At 34.7% G+C, this 16,004-nt stretch carries 21 protein-coding genes and 1 pseudogene; 2 read left to right on the top strand and 20 right to left on the bottom strand.

What is annotated here, in order from left to right; all coding sequences use genetic code 11:
* Nucleotides 1-164 precede the first annotated feature (164 nt).
* From rpsN to rplC, 14 genes are all read right to left on the bottom strand, one after another.
* Nucleotides 165-434 carry a 30S ribosomal protein S14 gene (rpsN, locus tag PGH12_RS14325; RefSeq protein WP_047442254.1) on the bottom strand — a complete coding sequence of 90 codons (270 nt, stop codon included), beginning with the start codon at nucleotides 432-434 and terminating at the stop codon, nucleotides 165-167.
* A 3-nt stretch (nucleotides 435-437) separates the two neighbouring features.
* Entirely contained in the window at nucleotides 438-989 is a 552-nt protein-coding gene (rplE, locus tag PGH12_RS14320) for a 50S ribosomal protein L5 (protein WP_267596208.1), read from the bottom strand.
* Nucleotides 990-1,002: 13 nt separating this feature from the next.
* Nucleotides 1,003-1,329, bottom strand: a complete 327-nt coding sequence (gene rplX, locus PGH12_RS14315; RefSeq protein WP_267596209.1) for a 50S ribosomal protein L24 — start codon at nucleotides 1,327-1,329, stop codon at nucleotides 1,003-1,005.
* Between the two features lie 20 nt (nucleotides 1,330-1,349).
* Nucleotides 1,350-1,718, bottom strand: coding sequence for a 50S ribosomal protein L14 (gene rplN / locus PGH12_RS14310; RefSeq protein ID WP_034684837.1), 369 nt, complete (start codon nucleotides 1,716-1,718; stop codon nucleotides 1,350-1,352).
* The gene (gene rpsQ, locus PGH12_RS14305; protein ID WP_027383312.1) at nucleotides 1,718-1,972 is read right to left on the bottom strand and encodes a 30S ribosomal protein S17; all 255 of its coding nucleotides are present in this window, start codon (nucleotides 1,970-1,972) and stop codon (nucleotides 1,718-1,720) included. Before rpsQ ends, rplN begins: the two co-directional genes overlap by 1 nt.
* Before the next feature lie 11 nt (nucleotides 1,973-1,983).
* Entirely contained in the window at nucleotides 1,984-2,169 is a 186-nt protein-coding gene (gene rpmC / locus PGH12_RS14300; protein ID WP_267596213.1) for a 50S ribosomal protein L29, read from the bottom strand.
* Nucleotides 2,170-2,179: 10 nt separating this feature from the next.
* Complete coding sequence (rplP, locus tag PGH12_RS14295; protein ID WP_047442258.1) at nucleotides 2,180-2,605, bottom strand: 50S ribosomal protein L16; 426 nt, start codon at nucleotides 2,603-2,605, stop codon at nucleotides 2,180-2,182.
* Nucleotides 2,606-2,683: 78 nt separating this feature from the next.
* A complete protein-coding gene (gene rpsC, locus PGH12_RS14290) occupies nucleotides 2,684-3,427 on the bottom strand; it encodes a 30S ribosomal protein S3 (RefSeq protein WP_129535109.1) in 744 nt (247 codons plus the stop codon).
* Nucleotides 3,428-3,435: 8 nt separating this feature from the next.
* Nucleotides 3,436-3,834: a 50S ribosomal protein L22 gene (gene rplV, locus PGH12_RS14285; protein WP_050378486.1), complete on the bottom strand. Its 399-nt coding sequence runs from the start codon at nucleotides 3,832-3,834 to the stop codon at nucleotides 3,436-3,438.
* A gap of 2 nt (nucleotides 3,835-3,836) precedes the next feature.
* Nucleotides 3,837-4,115 carry a 30S ribosomal protein S19 gene (gene rpsS / locus PGH12_RS14280; protein WP_034702850.1) on the bottom strand — a complete coding sequence of 93 codons (279 nt, stop codon included), beginning with the start codon at nucleotides 4,113-4,115 and terminating at the stop codon, nucleotides 3,837-3,839.
* A gap of 2 nt (nucleotides 4,116-4,117) precedes the next feature.
* A complete protein-coding gene (gene rplB / locus PGH12_RS14275; RefSeq protein WP_047442262.1) occupies nucleotides 4,118-4,939 on the bottom strand; it encodes a 50S ribosomal protein L2 in 822 nt (273 codons plus the stop codon).
* Nucleotides 4,940-4,961: 22 nt separating this feature from the next.
* The gene (gene rplW / locus PGH12_RS14270) at nucleotides 4,962-5,252 is read right to left on the bottom strand and encodes a 50S ribosomal protein L23 (protein WP_267596216.1); all 291 of its coding nucleotides are present in this window, start codon (nucleotides 5,250-5,252) and stop codon (nucleotides 4,962-4,964) included.
* Between the two features lie 3 nt (nucleotides 5,253-5,255).
* A complete protein-coding gene (gene rplD, locus PGH12_RS14265; RefSeq protein WP_267596217.1) occupies nucleotides 5,256-5,885 on the bottom strand; it encodes a 50S ribosomal protein L4 in 630 nt (209 codons plus the stop codon).
* Nucleotides 5,876-6,502, bottom strand: a complete 627-nt coding sequence (gene rplC / locus PGH12_RS14260; RefSeq protein ID WP_267596218.1) for a 50S ribosomal protein L3 — start codon at nucleotides 6,500-6,502, stop codon at nucleotides 5,876-5,878. The genes rplD and rplC overlap by 10 nt, the downstream gene beginning before the upstream one ends.
* Nucleotides 6,503-6,811: 309 nt before the next feature.
* Between rplC and PGH12_RS14255 the strand changes: the two genes are divergently transcribed.
* Together PGH12_RS14255 and PGH12_RS14250 are read left to right on the top strand one after the other, a co-directional pair.
* Nucleotides 6,812-7,792 (top strand): hypothetical protein, encoded by a 981-nt coding sequence (locus PGH12_RS14255; protein WP_267596220.1) that lies wholly within the window; start codon nucleotides 6,812-6,814, stop codon nucleotides 7,790-7,792.
* 28 nt (nucleotides 7,793-7,820) lie between these two features.
* A complete protein-coding gene (locus PGH12_RS14250; RefSeq protein ID WP_267596221.1) occupies nucleotides 7,821-10,523 on the top strand; it encodes a hypothetical protein in 2,703 nt (900 codons plus the stop codon).
* 31 nt (nucleotides 10,524-10,554) lie between these two features.
* Here PGH12_RS14250 and PGH12_RS14245 read toward each other — a convergent pair whose 3' ends face one another.
* The 6 genes and pseudogenes from PGH12_RS14245 to rpsG all read right to left on the bottom strand — a co-directional run bounded on the left by PGH12_RS14245 (nucleotide 10,555) and on the right by rpsG (nucleotide 15,990).
* The gene (locus tag PGH12_RS14245) at nucleotides 10,555-11,055 is read right to left on the bottom strand and encodes a low affinity iron permease family protein (RefSeq protein ID WP_267596222.1); all 501 of its coding nucleotides are present in this window, start codon (nucleotides 11,053-11,055) and stop codon (nucleotides 10,555-10,557) included.
* A gap of 108 nt (nucleotides 11,056-11,163) precedes the next feature.
* On the bottom strand, nucleotides 11,164-11,997 hold the full coding sequence (locus PGH12_RS14240) for a GLPGLI family protein (RefSeq protein ID WP_267596224.1): 834 nt from the start codon (nucleotides 11,995-11,997) through the stop codon (nucleotides 11,164-11,166).
* An 88-nt stretch (nucleotides 11,998-12,085) separates the two neighbouring features.
* Nucleotides 12,086-12,922, bottom strand: a pseudogene (locus PGH12_RS14235) (GLPGLI family protein).
* Nucleotides 12,923-13,066: 144 nt separating this feature from the next.
* Entirely contained in the window at nucleotides 13,067-13,372 is a 306-nt protein-coding gene (gene rpsJ / locus PGH12_RS14230) for a 30S ribosomal protein S10 (RefSeq protein WP_002661363.1), read from the bottom strand.
* A 17-nt stretch (nucleotides 13,373-13,389) separates the two neighbouring features.
* On the bottom strand, nucleotides 13,390-15,507 hold the full coding sequence (gene fusA, locus PGH12_RS14225; RefSeq protein ID WP_267596228.1) for an elongation factor G: 2,118 nt from the start codon (nucleotides 15,505-15,507) through the stop codon (nucleotides 13,390-13,392).
* Nucleotides 15,508-15,513: 6 nt separating this feature from the next.
* Nucleotides 15,514-15,990 carry a 30S ribosomal protein S7 gene (gene rpsG, locus PGH12_RS14220; RefSeq protein WP_034962875.1) on the bottom strand — a complete coding sequence of 159 codons (477 nt, stop codon included), beginning with the start codon at nucleotides 15,988-15,990 and terminating at the stop codon, nucleotides 15,514-15,516.
* Nucleotides 15,991-16,004: the final 14 nt, after the last annotated feature.

Raw genomic sequence — 16,004 nt, 5'->3', positions numbered from 1 at the left:
TCCCAGAGAAATAATAATTTCCTGAGCGGGTGCAAAAGTACAAAAAAAATTAATAATATTTATTTTTTTCTTCTGCCTTTAAATCGACTTAATTTTATACTCTATTTATTAAAATACAGCTGACTTATAAAAATATAGAAGTCAGCTGTAAAAATTTTTATTGCTTACCAACTAGCTTTTTTCACTCCAGGGATAAGACCGTTGTTGGCCATTTCTCTGAAAGTTACTCTAGAAATACCAAAGGTTCTCATGTAACCTCTTGGTCTTCCTGTCAATTTACATCTGTTGTGTAATCTAACAGGAGAAGCATTTTTAGGTAATTTTTGAAGTCCTTCGTAATCACCAGCTTCTTTAAGAGCTTTTCTTTTCTCAGCGTATTTAGCTACAGTAGCTTCTCTTTTGCGCTCACGCGCTTTCATTGATTCTTTAGCCATTTCTTAGTTCTTTTTGAAAGGTAAACCGAAGTGAGTTAATAATGCTTTAGCTTCTTTATCTGTTTTCGCAGTTGTAACGAAAGTAATGTCCATCCCCTGGATTTTCTTTACTTTGTCGATTACGATTTCAGGGAAGATAATTTGCTCAGTGATTCCTAAGTTATAGTTACCTCTACCATCGAAACCGTCAGCTTTGATACCAGAAAAATCTCTAATACGTGGCAAAGCAGAAGAAGTCAATCTATCTAAGAATTCGTACATTTTGTGAGCTCTAAGAGTTACCTTAGCACCTACAGGCATACCTTTTCTTAATTTGAAAGCAGCTTCATCCTTTTTTGAAATAGTACCTACAGCTTTTTGCCCGGTAATATTTGTAAGTTCTTCAACAGCATAATCGATGATTTTTTTATCAGCAGTAGCATCACCTAAACCTTGAGATAAAATAATTTTCTCTAGTCTTGGTACCTGCATTACTGATTTGTAACCGAATTCTTCCATCATTGCTGGAACAATTGTTTCGTGATATGCTTTTTTGGGTCTTGCTATATATTCCATGTGTTATTTAAAATTATAAAGTTTCACCCGTTTTTTTGTCGATTCTTACTTTCTTATCTCCGTCGATTTTGTAACCAACTTTGATAGCTTTTCCGTCTTTACCAACTAAAGCTATGTTTGAGATATGAATAGAAGCTTCCTTTTCTGTAATTCCTCCTTGAGGATTTGAAGCTGAAGGCTTAACGTGTTTTTTAACGATGTTAAGTCCTGCAACGATTACTCTAGGGTCTTTTCCTTCTTTTTTGATCACTTCAATAACTTCACCAGTTTTACCCTTGATTTCTTTTTTACCAGTGGTAATGATTACGTTATCTCCTCTTTTTATTTTTAACTTTGACATTTTTTTTAAAATTTTAAATATTAAAGTACTTCAGGAGCTAATGAAATGATTTTCATATATTCTTTGTCTCTCAACTCACGAGCAACAGGTCCGAAAACACGTGTTCCTCTCATTTCTCCTCCAGCGTTTAGTAGAACACAAGCATTGTCTTCGAATTTGATGTAAGATCCATCTTTTCTTCTAACTGCTTTTTTAGTTCTTACTACTACCGCCTTTGATACTTGACCTTTCTTAGCGTTTCCTGATGGTGTAGAATCTTTAATAGTAACTACGATTTTATCACCAACTGAAGCATATCTTCTTCTGGTACCTCCCAGAACTCTGATCACTAGTACTTCTTTAGCACCTGTGTTATCAGCAACTTTTAATCTTGATTCTGTTTGTAACATTACTTAGCTTTTTCAATGATTCTTACTAATCTCCATCTCTTGCTCTTGCTCAAAGGTCTTGTTTCTGTAATTAATACAGTATCTCCTTCTGTGCATTCGTTGTTCTCGTCGTGTGCAGTATATTTTTTCGTTTTCAAAACAAATTTACCGTACATCGGGTGCTTTACTCTTGTAGTTTCACTAACAACAATAGTTTTTTCCATTTTATTGCTGGAAACCACTCCGATTCTTTCTTTTCTTAAATTTCTATCCATTGTAAAAAGGATTATTGTTTGTTAGTTAACTCAGTATTTAGTCTTGCTATTGTCTTTCTCAAATCTCTGATTTGGATTGGATTTTCTAGCGGACTGATTTTGTGAGCCATTTTCATTTTAGAGAATTCAGCTCTTGCTTCAGTCAATTTCGCTTGAATATCTTCAGCGCTTAGATTTCTAATTTCAGCTTGTTTCATTGTTCAGAGATTAAAGAGGTTTAACAAAATCGTTGGCAACTATAAATCTAGTCGTAACTGGTAATTTCTGTGCAGCAAGTCTTAAAGCTTCCTTAGCGATTTCGTAAGATACACCTCCGATTTCGAACATAATTTTACCTGGTTTTACTACAGCTACCCAATATTCTACAGCACCTTTACCTTTACCCATCCTTACTTCGGCTGGTTTTTTAGTAATCGGCTTATCCGGGAATATTTTGATCCATAGCTGACCTTCTCTTTTCATATATCTTGTCGCAGCGATACGAGCAGCTTCGATTTGTCTTGCAGTGATCCAAGCACCTTCGTTAGCTTTAATTCCGAAAGTTCCATAAGCAAGTTGATTACCTCTTTGAGCAATCCCCTTCATTTTCATCTTATGAACTCTACGGAATTTGGTTCTTTTTGGTTGTAACATAATTTCTTAAATTTTAGATTTTAGAATTTAGATTTTAAAAAAGTAACGGTCATTTAAAAACTATCCTCTAAAATTTTATTAATTATTTTTTTTATCTCTAGAAGGTCTTCTGTTATCTCTGTCTCCGCCTCCTCTGTTTCCGCCACCTGAAGGACCGCCTTTCTTCTGCTGTCCTACTAATGGAGAAAGATCTCTTCTACCGTAAACTTCTCCTTTCATGATCCAAACTTTAACTCCTAACTTACCGTATTGAGTTAATGCCTCACCGATATGATAATCGATATCTGCTCTGAAAGTTGATAATGGAATTCTTCCGTCTTTGAAAGACTCAGATCTTGCCATTTCAGCACCATTCAATCTACCAGAGATTTGAACTTTGATACCTTCAGCACCCATTCTCATTGTAGAAGCGATAGCCATCTTCACAGCTCTTCTGTAAGAGATTCTGTTTTCGATCTGCTTAGCGATACTGTCTGCAACTAATACTGCATCAAGCTCAGGTCTTTTGATTTCGAAAATGTTGATTTGAATATCCTTTTTTGTAAGTTTCTTCAATTCTTCTTTCAATTTATCAACTTCCTGACCTCCTTTACCGATGATTAATCCCGGTCTAGCAGTAGTGATTGTAACTGTTACTAATTTAAGTGTTCTTTCAATATAAATTTTTGAAATTCCACCTTTAGATAATCTTGCTTCAAGGTATCTTCTGATTTTGTAATCTTCAGCGATTCTGTCACCGTAGTTTTTACCACCAAACCAGTTAGAATCCCATCCTCTGATGATACCTAATCTGTTACCAATTGGATTTGTCTTCTGTCCCATACCTTGAATTAATTTTCTTTTGTACCTAAGATTAGTGTAATGTGGTTTGATCTCTTTCTGATTCTGTACCCTCTTCCTTGTGGAGCCGGTCTTAGTCTCTTCAATTGTCTTGCACTGTCTACAAAAATTTCTTTAACGATAAGGTTAGCTTCTTCGATATCAGCACCTTCGTTCTTTGATTGCCAGTTGGCCATCGCAGAAAGTAATACTTTCTCTAATTTGTTTGAAGCGTCTTTCTTTGAATATTTTAGGATGCTTAAAGCTTTGTCAACTTCTACCCCTCTGATGATATCAGCAACTAATCTCATCTTTCTAGGAGATGAAGGGCAATCATTGTGTAATGCTTTTACTACATCTTGATTTGTTAATTTACGTGCTAATGCACTTTCTCTTTTTCTTGATCCCATGATTATCTACTTCCTTTGTTTTTGTTACCACCATGACCTCTGAAAGATCTTGTTGGAGAAAATTCGCCTAGCTTGTGACCAACCATGTTTTCTGTAACATAAACAGGGATAAAAGATTTCCCGTTGTGTACTGCAATAGTTTGTCCTACAAAGTCCGGAGAGATCATTGATGCTCTAGACCAAGTTTTAATAACTGTCTTCTTACCAGACTCTATGTTTGTCTGAACCTTCTTATCTAAAGTATGATGAATGAATGGTCCTTTTTTAAGTGATCTTGCCATAATTATTTACGTTTAGATATGATATGACGGTTAGACGCTTTATTTTTCTTTCTGGTTTTGTAACCTTTAGCCGGCATTCCGTTTCTAGATCTAGGGTGACCTCCAGATGAACGACCTTCACCACCTCCCATTGGGTGATCTACAGGGTTCATTACTACCGGTCTAGTTCTAGGTCTTCTACCCAACCATCTGCTTCTACCAGCCTTACCTGAAACAGTTAACTGATGATCAGAGTTAGAAACAGATCCAATCATTGCATAACACTCAGTAAGGATCATTCTAGATTCTCCTGAAGGCAATTTGATGATTGCATATTTTCCGTCTCTTGAAGTTAATTGAGCTGATGAACCAGCACTTCTTGCTAAGATTGCACCTTGACCAGGCTTCATTTCGATACAAGAAATTACAGTTCCCAAAGGAATACTTTTCAATTTCATTGCGTTACCTACATTAGGTTCTACGCTTTCTCCTGAAATGATTTTTTGGTCAACTTTGATCCCGTTTGGAGCGATAATATATCTTTTTTCTCCGTCTGCGTACTCCACTAAAGCGATGAAAGCAGTTCTGTTTGGGTCATACTCTACAGTTTTTACCGTTGCTTCAACATCATGCTTGTTTCTTTTGAAGTCGATAATTCTGTATTTCTTTTTGTGTCCACCTCCGGTGTAACGCATGGTCATTTTACCAGTTTGGTTACGTCCACCTGACTTACTAATACCAACTGTTAGAGATTTCTCTGGTTTGTTGGTAGTAATTTCCTCAAAATTGTTTACAATTCTGAATCTCTGTCCTGGGGTGATAGGTTTTAATTTTCTAACAGACATTACTATTATTTATAATTAATAATTAATTTACAGCAAAAATGTCGATTACTTCTCCCTCAACAAGAGTGATAATCGCCTTTTTTGATTTGTTTGTCTTCCCTACTTGAAGACCTTTTTTAGTGTATTTCGAAGAAACTTTAGGAGCATAAATCATGGTTCTAACGTCTGCTACTTTTACACCATAAGCCTGCTCTATTGCATTTTTAATCTGGATTTTATTCGCCTTAGGTTGTACTAAGAAAGAATAAGCACCTCTTAAATCTGTAAGATAGTTTGCTTTTTCTGAAATAACTGGTTTAATAATTAGTGACATGATTTATTTCTTTAAATTTTCCTGGAATTTTTCAACTGCACCTTCTAAGAAAACGATCTCACCTGCATTAATTAAGTCATAAGAAGAAATTTCGTTGAATTTCATAACCTTAGTCTTAGGTAAGTTTCTTGAAGATAAATATACATTCTTGTTCGTATCAGGAAGAATGAATAGAGATTTCTTGTCATTCAATGCCAATGCATTCAATACAGTGATGAAATCTTTCGTCTTAGGAGCAGCAATGCTCAATCCTTCTACGATTCTGATGCTGTTGTCTTTCATTTTTTGAGAAAGAACAGATTTTTTTGCTAATCTCTTAAGAGCTTTGTTCAATTTGAATCTGTAGTCTCTTGGCTTAGGACCGAATACTCTACCTCCACCTCTAAAAGTAGGGGATTTAATATCACCGTATCTAGCAGAACCAGATCCTTTTTGCTTCTTAAGTTTTTTAGTAGAAGCAGTAATTTCGCTTCTTTCTTTTGATTTATGAGTACCTTGACGCTGAGCAGCAAGATATTGTTTTACTTCTAAGTAAACCGCGTGCTTATTTGGCTCAATTCCGAATACTGTTTCGTCTAGAGTTACTTTTTTTCCGGTTTCTTTTCCTGATGTATTTAATACTACTAGTTCCATTTTCTGATAATTACATAAGAATTTTTAGCTCCCGGAACAGCACCTTTTACTACTAAAAGATTTTGTTCTTGATCCACTTTTAATACCTGAAGGTTTTGTACAGTTACCTGCTTACCTCCCATTCTACCTGCCATTCTCATCCCCTTGAATACTCTAGAAGGATCTGATCCCGCACCGATCGAACCTGGAGCTCTTAATCTGTTGTGCTGACCGTGAGTAGCTTGCATTACACCTCCAAAACCGTGTCTTTTAACAACACCCTGGAAACCTTTACCTTTTGAAGTTCCTGTTACGTCCACAAATTCGCCTTCAGCGAATAGCTTCACAGTTACATCTTCTCCTACAGTTACTTGATCTACGAATTCTCTGTAGAATTCTACCAACTTAGCTTTAGGAGCTGAACCAGCCTTTTTAAAATGGCCAGCCAACGCTTTACCAACGTTCTTTTCACTCTTGTCATCGAAACCTAACTGAACAGCTTTGTAACCGTCCTTTTCAATGGTTCTGACCTGTAAAACCGAGCAAGGACCAGCCTGAATAACGGTACACGGCATATTTTTGCCGTTTTCGTCAAACAGAGAAGTCATCCCGATTTTTTTTCCAATAATACCTGACATTATTTATATAATATGTTATAAAATTTCCTTGTATTCACGTTCACTTTTCGGGATCTCAAATAATTACCAAGTTTGAATTGGGCATATTCCTCCCCTAAAATGAGTGTGCAAATGTATGAATAATATTTAATTTGACAAATATTAATAGTAAAATATTTTGATTTTTAATGATTTAGCGATTTGCATGAATTTTGAAACGAAATTCTTCTGAATAATTCTTTAATTTTGAGAAAAAAGTATATGAAAAATATTTCCATCACATTGATGCTTCCCTTGAAAAATATTTCAACTACTCAATATTTATAAATAATGAAAATCCTTCAACTATTTTTAACTTTCCTCCTCGTTGCATCTTGTAGCGATAAAAAGATTCATCCTTATGCTTACTATTATTGGAAAACAAATCTTTCTTTAAATAAAACTGAGAAAAAAGCATTAGCCGAATCTACCACCAATTTTTTGTGCACAAGATTTTTTGATGTTGACAAAGTGAATGGGAAATTTGAACCTGTTGCTGTCATCACAAAAGACAAAAGTTTCAGTACAGAAAAAGAAATCATTCCAACAGTTTTTATCACCAACCGTACATTTTATAATATAAAAATTGATGAAATACAATTTCTTGCAGAAAGCGTTAGTCAGTTAATTCAGAAGAAAGTAAAAGATTACCAATTATCTTCGAGCAAAGAAATTCAAATCGATTGCGACTGGACTGCCGGAACTAGAGAAGATTATTTTAAGTTTTTAAACGCATTAAAAAAAATCTCGGGTAAACAAATTAGCTGCACACTGCGGCTTCATCAGGTGAAGGATAAGGAATTGATGGGAATTCCTCCCTTGCAGAAAGTGTATCTTATGTGCTACTCTACTTCTTCGCCGCTGGAAAATTCAGATAGAAATTCAATATTAGATGTTCAAATTTTGAAAAGCTACTTATCAAAACTCGAAGATTACCCGTTAAAGAATATTGAAGTTGCATTACCAATTTACTCATGGGGAATAGTAACAAATCATTTAGGAAAACACAAACTCATTAATGCATTATCAAAAAAAGATTTGAAAAATAAAAATTTCAAAAAAATATCTGATGATGAAATTGAAGTTGCGAAAGACGGCTTTTATTTCGGAAATTTCCTCAGTAAAGGTTTTAAAATAAAAGCAGAAGAAATCTCTGACCAACAGATTTCAGATGTTGTGAAATTTTTAGATCAAAAAATAAGTCATTACAACATTATATATTATCAATTAGATAGTAAATTTGTAGAAGGCAGATCTTTCCAACACTTTTAAACATCAATAAATATTACACAAAAATAATATGAAAAAGTACATTCTTTCACTAGCGGTCTTATCGCTTTTTTACACTAAATCTGAAGCATGCGCATGGGCAGATCCAGACTATGATTACTTTAATCTTTTTACCCAAAGTATTATTAAAGATAAATCTTACCTTCCTTTTCTTCACAACTATTCGTCGCGATTTTATACTGATTTTAAGAGATCACAGATTCCTGATGAGAATATTGAATCTTGGAGGAAATTCTTCAACAATCAACTGAGTTACTCAGAAACAGAATTTGTCGTGAATAAACTTTCGATGAATGATCTTAATGACTTAAAAAAAGGAAATACTGGTAACGTTTTACTTAAAAAATTGGGTCAGAATTCTTATCAGAAATATCGTGAAGGTTTCGATTATCTTATTGAAGCAAAATATCTAGAGCCGTACATGAAAATCAATTATGTAGAATCGGCCGACTCTTTTTACTACCGTGAAAATGAAAGTGATAAAAATGCAACCAATTTAGATTATGCAAAAACGATATCGGCATTAACATCTTTATATAATGCTGCGAAAAACCCGGAGGTTAAGCAGAGATATGGTTTTCAGATCGTACGTTTTAATCACTACACAAGAAATTACGATGTTGCACTTCAGGCTTTCAAGAATTATGTACAACCCATTTCACTGAGAGGTGCAGCTTATTATATGGCACTCGATCAATTGGCGGGCGCGCAGCGAGGCTTGCAAATGGGAAGCGATGCAAACTGGAATTTCTTTCAGGTTTTCATAAACAGTAAAAGCAGAAAAGAAAGAGCTTTTGTTTCTATGAAACTTTCGGATACAGCGTCTTTCAACAATATTCTGAAAAGAGCCGGAACCAATGACGAGAAAAATATGGCTTACTTTCTTTTAGGATATGAAGATTTTACAAATCCGATTCCGATGATGGAGAAGATGTACGACATAGATCCAAATTCTGAAATACTGAAAGTGATGGCAGCTAGAAGTATTAATGAATTGGAAAGAAGCTACCTTCCAACTTATTATTATGAAGCAAAAAATTCTGAAAAATCAGGAGAAGTGAAAACTTCTGCAAATACCACAGAGACGAAAGAGGTAAAACCGAAAGAATTAAGCTTCTGGCAAAAAGTTGTTTTATTTTTCAAAAATCTCTTTAGTTCAAAATCTGATAAGTCTAAAGACGGCACAAAAAGCGATCAAAGTGACGATGAGCTGTTAGACAATCCTAATAGAATTCCTTTTTACACAGAAAATCAAAGTTATTACTACGACGAAAAGCAGAAAGATTTTCTTGAAGATCTGGAGAAATTCACTGATAAAACTAAAGGAAAATCGAATGACGAATATTGGCAGATTGCAGATGCCTATCTTAAATTTTTAAAGAAAGATTACAAATCGAGTACAGAAATTTTAGACGAAATAAAAACTGCAAATCCCGAATATCTTGAAGAGATCAAAAGAATGAAAGTGCTGAACGATATTGTTTCTCAGCCAAAGATCACCGCAGAATATGAAGATCATCTGATGAAAGATTATGAAGAATATTTTGCAGAAAAGAAAATCGAAAAAGACAGCACGAATGAGGTAGGATATGATTATTACGGATCTGTACCTTCTACAGATTCCTTTCTTAAAGACGTTTTAGCAAACCGATACTTTCTACAGGGCGAAGATGGAAAATCTTTCCTGATGAATAACAAATTATCTGATCTTCAGTATAACCCAAATTCTACGTTGGTAAAAAGTGTGGAAGAGTTTTACAGAAAGACTGATAAGACGGAATTTGAAAAACAAATCATTTCAAAAAACATGGATAACGTTGGGAATATTGATGCGTTTTTTAATGTAATCTACGGTGACAGAGCAATGAGATTGGGAGACTTTGATAAAGCGAAATCTTATTATCAGAAGGCGCAGAATTTTAGCGGAATTCCACGAGAAAATTATGAAACCTATAATCCCAAAACTGACAGCTACGAGAAATTAGTTTATGACGGTACAAATTATGATGGTTTTAAAAACATACCGGATTTGATTTTTGGTCATAATGTTTGGGAAAGCTTCCAGAGTTCCGATGCAGAAAGTATGGAGTCAGAAGATTACAGCGCTTTTCCTTTCATTAAACCAAAAATGAATAAACTTGAACTTGCAGAAGCCGTGATTCAGCTTAAAAAAATCGGAAATGGCAAAGATCAAAAAGCTGCTGAAGCCAATCAGCTGATCGGTAATTTACTTTATAACACTTCTGTTTTAGGATATTATCGTGAAGTTTTTGTAATGGACATCGACAACAGCAACGGAGGAAAATACGATTTCTGGAGTACCGACAAAAAAACTCCTTATCAATATTATTATAAAAATTTCACATCGACGACTTATATCGAACCCGATAATTTTGATCTAGCTTTAAATTATTATAAAAAAGCCTTATCGGTTTCTGCTAATAAAGAACAGAAAGCAAGATTGCTTTTCCAGATGGCAAGTGCGGAGCAGGGAAAATATTATCAATATGAAGCAAAAAACCCAGCAAGCACTGATTATTCTGATCCGAAATGGTCTGAAAAAAATGACGATTATCAAAAGCAGATGAACGATCTTAAGAATCAAAAATACAGAACCTATTTTGCTCAGTTAAAATCTCAATATTCCGATACTGAAACTGCGAGAACTCTTTTAGGAAGCTGTAGTTACTTTGATTATTTTATGAAGAGATAATTTTTAGAAATAAATAAATAAAAAAAAGGAATCAGTACGATTCCTTTTTTTGTTTCTGTTCCTGCAACCATATTTCATGTTTCCTTTTGAAGGTTTCGTGTTTCCTATTTTGGTTTCTTTTGGCGGCATCAATTGAATGTGACGCATGAATATCTTCGTCTTCTTCGGCAAAGTCGGCCAATTTTTCGTAATAACAATGAATCTGGTCTAGCTCTTTCTCAGTTAGATCTTCAATATCTACCATTCGGTTGCTTGCTTTTTCATTGGCAGCAATTAATTCGTTCAATTTTATCTGAATCGCTTTTGAATCTTTATTCTGAGATTTTTGAATCAGAAAAACCATCAGAAAAGTAATAATTGTAGTTCCTGTATTGATGACCAACTGCCAGGTTTCTGAATATTTAAAAACAGGACCCGAAACTGCCCAGATGACAACGATAGCTACCGCACTAATAAATGCATAAGAACTACCAGTGAACTTTGTTGCCCAATTAGAAAACCTCTCAAAAATATCTTTATCTGTCTTTGACATTACCATTAAATTTTTCTTAAATGTAAACAAAAACTCCGCGTCATACGTGGAGTTTCCAATTATTTCAATAGTAATTTTAAGATCTTTCCAATTGTTTCAACTTAAAGATTATTTCTCAGGATAACGAACGGCCTTGTTTAGCTCTATCGGATTATTGCCTTTTCTAAGATGATCCTGTGTCATTTCAGATAATTCTTTCATCTGCTCCGAACTTTTAACCTCAATTCCCATCACCATAAATCTTGCGGTAGGATCTGTATTATTTTTTATCCGCTCTTTAAACTCATGAAGTGGATCATTAAAATTATCAAGCATAATTTTTTTAAGTTTCGCTTCAGGAATTTTAACAGCTTTTTGCCCTGCAAAATTTTCAATGATCGATGTCGTGTCGTATGTTTTCGCAAGCTTATAACTTTTAACTAAAGTAAATTTAAAATTACCTTTATCATCTGAAATTTCAAATATCATTCCCGGTAATCCTTTAAATTTGTAAGGTCCTTCTGATAAAGCAATATCTTTTGTAAACCACGCTGTCCATTTTCTGCCTCCAAATCCTGTAGTGGCTTTTTGCAACTGATATCCTCCCATATTTTTAGTTTCATCAGAGAGTTTCCAATTTACATGATCTTCTGTATCTACGATAAACATATTTTGAACGTTGATATAATTTGAGTTGAAATTAGAGTTTTTCTTTCTGATTAACGCAGGCGTATCGTCCCAAATAATATTATTCTGGCCTTTCGTTTTATTGGTAGAATCTGTAACTACAAAATCGTAATTATAAAATTTAACATCTGACGGATTGACATCCAGAACCATACTTACTTTGCGCCTTTCAGCATCAGTTGAATCTACTTTATAATGATATTCGTAAATGAAACGATGCGTCTGTGCTGTTAAAGTAATGCTTATCATTATGATAATTAATAAAATTGTTTTCATTTTGATCATTTACAAATATAAAAAATTATGAGAAACGTAATATACAGAATAGCTAAAAATCATTAATTCGGGAGATATTATTTAGTTGTTACTTTTTCACTTCAGGATATTTTACTGCTTTATCTAATTCTATAGGATTGTTGTATCGTTTTATTCGTTGCCTTTCTTCAAAGCTGTAAGTTCTGAGATCTTCAGGTTTGCAGATCACTCTTCCGTCATCAAGCGTAAGTTTGTTGTTTTCATTAATTTCAAGCTGACCGCTGTTAACAAATTTTAGCGGATCATTAAAATGCCCAAGGAGCATCGATTGATATTTACTGTAAGGTATTTCAACACCTCTCTGTTTGGCATTTTTGTAAAAATCTATAAATTGAGTTTCATCAAAATTCTGAGTTTTGTTGAGTGTAAAATGATAGTTTTCTTTCTCATCATAAATCTCAATAATCATTCCTGGTAATCCATTAAATTTATAAGGTCCTTCCTGAAAAGGAAATTCTTTTGAAAACTAGGCTGTCCATTTTCTACCTCCGAAATTAGACGTTGCCTTTTGAAGCTGAAGTGATGCAGAAACTTTAGTTTCATTTCCAATTTTCCACGAAATAGACGGCTTATCTTTCAGCTTATAGACATCATAATTCTGAATACTATAAAGAACATATTGATTTTCTTTAAGATTTTTACTCATTAAATCACTTGGCCGCCCACCAAAAGTACGTAATCCCGTTGCTTTATAAATAGAATCGCTTTCGAAAAACGTTCTTTCATAATAGAAGGTCTCGTCAGGATTGATATCGAGATGATAATTTGTTTTACGTACTTCCGATGATGTAGAATCAGGCTTATAAACAACATCATAGATAAACCGGTGAGTTTGTGCAGCTACTGATACAGCGAATAGAACGATCAACAAAAAAATCTTTCTCATATGAATAATTTTATCAAAACAAATATAGGATTAAAGTTTAATTCAAAAAATCAACTGTGGTTTTAAATTGATATATCAACAAAAAAATCCCTCTTCTTTCGAAAAGGGATTTATATTTAAGATGATAAGCCAAAGGCTAATTTATCACACTTTAATTTCAACGTCAACTCCTGAAGGAAGTTCTAATTTCATTAGAGCATCAACAGTTTTAGAAGAAGAAGAGTAGATATCCATCAATCTCTTGTGAGCTGATAATTGGAACTGCTCTCTAGCTTTCTTGTTTACGTGCGGAGATCTTAGTACTGTAAAGATTCTCTTATTTGTAGGTAATGGAATTGGTCCGTTTACAACAGCACCAGTAGCCTTTACCGTTTTTACGATTTTCTCAGCAGACTTGTCTACCAAGTTGTAATCGTAAGATTTTAGTTTTATTCTGATTCTTTGTGACATTTCTTTGATTTAAAAAATTAACCTTTTGCTTTAGCAATAATATCTTCAGCAACGTTTTGAGGAGTAGCCTGATATTTCTCTAATTCCATAGAAGAAGTAGCTCTTCCTGATGAAAGTGTTCTTAGAGTAGTAACATAACCGAACATTTCAGACAATGGAACTGAACCTTTGATAACAACGGCACCGTTCTTTTCTTCTTGTCCACTGATTGTACCTCTTCTCTTGTTAAGGTCACCAATGATGTTACCCATATATTCTTCCGGAGTTACAACCTCCAATTTCATAATAGGCTCCATAATAGTTGGCTTAGCAGCACGTCCCGCTTCTTTAAATCCTAATTTTGCAGCCATCTCAAAAGAAAGTGCATCAGAATCCACCGCGTGGAAAGATCCGTCCTTAAGAATAACTTTAATACCTTCAACTTCGAAACCAGCCAAAGGACCGTTTTTCATTGCAGCTTTAAAGCCTTTTTCAATTGCAGGAACAAATTCTCTAGGAACGTTACCACCTTTGATTTCATTAATAAACTCAAGACCTATTTTACCTTCGTCAGCTGGTCCTAATTCAAATACGATATCAGCAAATTTACCCTTACCACCAGATTGTTTTTTGTAAACCTCTCTGTGCTGAGCAACTCTTGTAAGATTCTCCTTGTATTCTACCTGCGGCTGACCTTGGTTTACTTCTACTTTGAATTCTCTTCTCATACGATCTACAAGAATGTCAAGGTGAAGTTCACCCATTCCTGAGATAATCGTTTGACCAGAAGCTTCGTCAGTTTTAACCTGGAAAGTAGGATCTTCTTCAGCTAATTTAGCCAAAGCGTTACCCATTTTATCCTGATCTGCTTTAGTTTTAGGCTCAACAGCGATACCAATTACCGGATCTGGGAAAACCATCGATTCTAGAACGATTGGGTTTTTCTCATCACACATTGTATCACCAGTTTTGATAGATTTGAAACCTACCGCTGCACCAATATCTCCTGCTTCAATATATTCTACAGGATTTTGCTTGTTAGCGTGCATCTGATAAATTCTTGAGATTCTTTCTTTATCACCAGAACGAGTGTTTAAGATATAAGAACCTGCATCTAGTCTTCCAGAATATGCTCTGAAGAATGCCAATCTTCCTACGAAAGGATCGGTAGCAATCTTAAATGCCAAAGCTGCGAAAGGCTCATTTACAGATGGTTTTCTTGTAATTTCAAGATCTGTTCTTGGGTCAGTGCCTTTGATATCATCTTTATCCAATGGTGAAGGCAAGTATTTACATACTGCATCCAACATAAACTGTACTCCTTTATTCTTGAATGAAGAACCACAAGTCATTGGGATAATAGATAAATCGATAGTCGCTTTTCTAAGAGCTTCGTTGATTTCGTCTTCTGAAATTGAATCCGGATCTTCGAAGAATTTCTCCATCAAAGTATCATCATAATCAGCAACTGCTTCAACTAATTTCTCTCTGTATTCCAAAACTTCCGCTTTCATGTCTTCAGGAATTGGCACTACTTCAAAAGTAGCTCCTTGTCCTGCTTCATCCCAAACGATCGCTCTGTTTTTAATTAAATCAACTACACCTTTGAAATCTTCTTCAGCACCGATTGGTAAAACGATAGGAACTGCATTAGATCCTAACATGGTCTTAACCTGGTTTACCACGTTAAGGAAGTCAGCACCTTGTCTGTCCATTTTGTTTACGAATCCCATTCTTGCAACTTTGTAGTTGTCAGCAAGTCTCCAGTTTGTTTCAGACTGAGGCTCTACTCCATCTACTGCAGAGAATAAGAATACCAAACCATCTAATACTCTCAAAGATCTGTTTACTTCTACTGTAAAGTCAACGTGTCCCGGTGTATCGATGATGTTGAAGTGGTAAGGTTGAGTTTCAGGTAATTTTTTACCTTGGTCTGTTGGGAAATTCCAAGAACAAGTAGTTGCAGCAGAAGTAATTGTAATACCTCTTTCTGCTTCCTGCTCCATCCAGTCCATTGTAGAAGCACCATCGTGAACCTCACCAATTTTGTGGTTTACTCCTGTATAGAATAAAATTCTTTCTGTAGTGGTAGTTTTACCCGCATCAATGTGGGCAGCGATACCAATATTTCTTGTAAATTTAAGATCTCTACTCATTTCTAATTAGAATTTAAAGTGTGAGAAAGCTTTATTAGCTTCCGCCATTTTGTGAGTATCAGATTTTTTCTTGTAAGCAGCACCTTCTTCTCTTGAAGCAGCTACCACTTCGTTAGCTAATTTCAAAGCCATTGATTTATCATTTCTCTTTTTAGAGTAAAGGATTAACCATTTCATTGCCATAGAAATTTTTCTATCAGCTCTGATCGGCATAGGAATCTGGAAGTTTGCTCCACCTACTCTTCTAGAACGTACTTCTACGTGAGGCATAACGTTTGTTAATGCATCTTTCCAGATTTCAAGAGCAGTCTTTTCAGTTTCTCCTTTTTTAGTTTCTACGATGTCTAATGCATCATAAAATATTTTGAATGCTATAGACTTTTTACCGTCTAGCATCAAGTTGTTTACGAATCTAGTTACCAATTGATCATTAAATTTCGGATCTGGTAACAACGGTCTTTTTTTCGCTTTTGTCTTTCTCATTGTTTCTGTACCTT

The sequence above is a fragment of the Chryseobacterium sp. CY350 genome (assembly GCF_027945075.1).
Classification (GTDB): Bacteria; Bacteroidota; Bacteroidia; order Flavobacteriales; family Weeksellaceae; genus Chryseobacterium.
This window is presented reverse-complemented; position numbering and strand designations above follow the sequence as displayed.

Bases quoted from the DNA above. Each gene is read 5' to 3' on its own strand.
- rpsN (WP_047442254.1), bottom strand. From the start codon at position 434: ATGGCTAAAGAATCAATGAAAGCGCGTGAGCGCAAAAGAGAAGCTACT.
- rplE (WP_267596208.1), bottom strand. From the start codon at position 989: ATGGAATATATAGCAAGACCCAAAAAAGCATATCACGAAACAATTGTT.
- rplX (WP_267596209.1), bottom strand. From the start codon at position 1,329: ATGTCAAAGTTAAAAATAAAAAGAGGAGATAACGTAATCATTACCACT.
- rplN (WP_034684837.1), bottom strand. From the start codon at position 1,718: ATGTTACAAACAGAATCAAGATTAAAAGTTGCTGATAACACAGGTGCT.
- rpsQ (WP_027383312.1), bottom strand. From the start codon at position 1,972: ATGGATAGAAATTTAAGAAAAGAAAGAATCGGAGTGGTTTCCAGCAAT.
- rpmC (WP_267596213.1), bottom strand. From the start codon at position 2,169: ATGAAACAAGCTGAAATTAGAAATCTAAGCGCTGAAGATATTCAAGCG.
- rplP (WP_047442258.1), bottom strand. From the start codon at position 2,605: ATGTTACAACCAAAAAGAACCAAATTCCGTAGAGTTCATAAGATGAAA.
- rpsC (WP_129535109.1), bottom strand. From the start codon at position 3,427: ATGGGACAGAAGACAAATCCAATTGGTAACAGATTAGGTATCATCAGA.
- rplV (WP_050378486.1), bottom strand. From the start codon at position 3,834: ATGGGATCAAGAAAAAGAGAAAGTGCATTAGCACGTAAATTAACAAAT.
- rpsS (WP_034702850.1), bottom strand. From the start codon at position 4,115: ATGGCAAGATCACTTAAAAAAGGACCATTCATTCATCATACTTTAGAT.
- rplB (WP_047442262.1), bottom strand. From the start codon at position 4,939: ATGTCTGTTAGAAAATTAAAACCTATCACCCCAGGACAGAGATTCAGA.
- rplW (WP_267596216.1), bottom strand. From the start codon at position 5,252: ATGTCACTAATTATTAAACCAGTTATTTCAGAAAAAGCAAACTATCTT.
- rplD (WP_267596217.1), bottom strand. From the start codon at position 5,885: ATGGAACTAGTAGTATTAAATACATCAGGAAAAGAAACCGGAAAAAAA.
- rplC (WP_267596218.1), bottom strand. From the start codon at position 6,502: ATGTCAGGTATTATTGGAAAAAAAATCGGGATGACTTCTCTGTTTGAC.
- PGH12_RS14255 (WP_267596220.1), top strand. From the start codon at position 6,812: ATGAAAATCCTTCAACTATTTTTAACTTTCCTCCTCGTTGCATCTTGT.
- PGH12_RS14250 (WP_267596221.1), top strand. From the start codon at position 7,821: ATGAAAAAGTACATTCTTTCACTAGCGGTCTTATCGCTTTTTTACACT.
- PGH12_RS14245 (WP_267596222.1), bottom strand. From the start codon at position 11,055: ATGTCAAAGACAGATAAAGATATTTTTGAGAGGTTTTCTAATTGGGCA.
- PGH12_RS14240 (WP_267596224.1), bottom strand. From the start codon at position 11,997: ATGAAAACAATTTTATTAATTATCATAATGATAAGCATTACTTTAACA.
- rpsJ (WP_002661363.1), bottom strand. From the start codon at position 13,372: ATGTCACAAAGAATCAGAATAAAACTAAAATCTTACGATTACAACTTG.
- fusA (WP_267596228.1), bottom strand. From the start codon at position 15,507: ATGAGTAGAGATCTTAAATTTACAAGAAATATTGGTATCGCTGCCCAC.
- rpsG (WP_034962875.1), bottom strand. From the start codon at position 15,990: ATGAGAAAGACAAAAGCGAAAAAAAGACCGTTGTTACCAGATCCGAAA.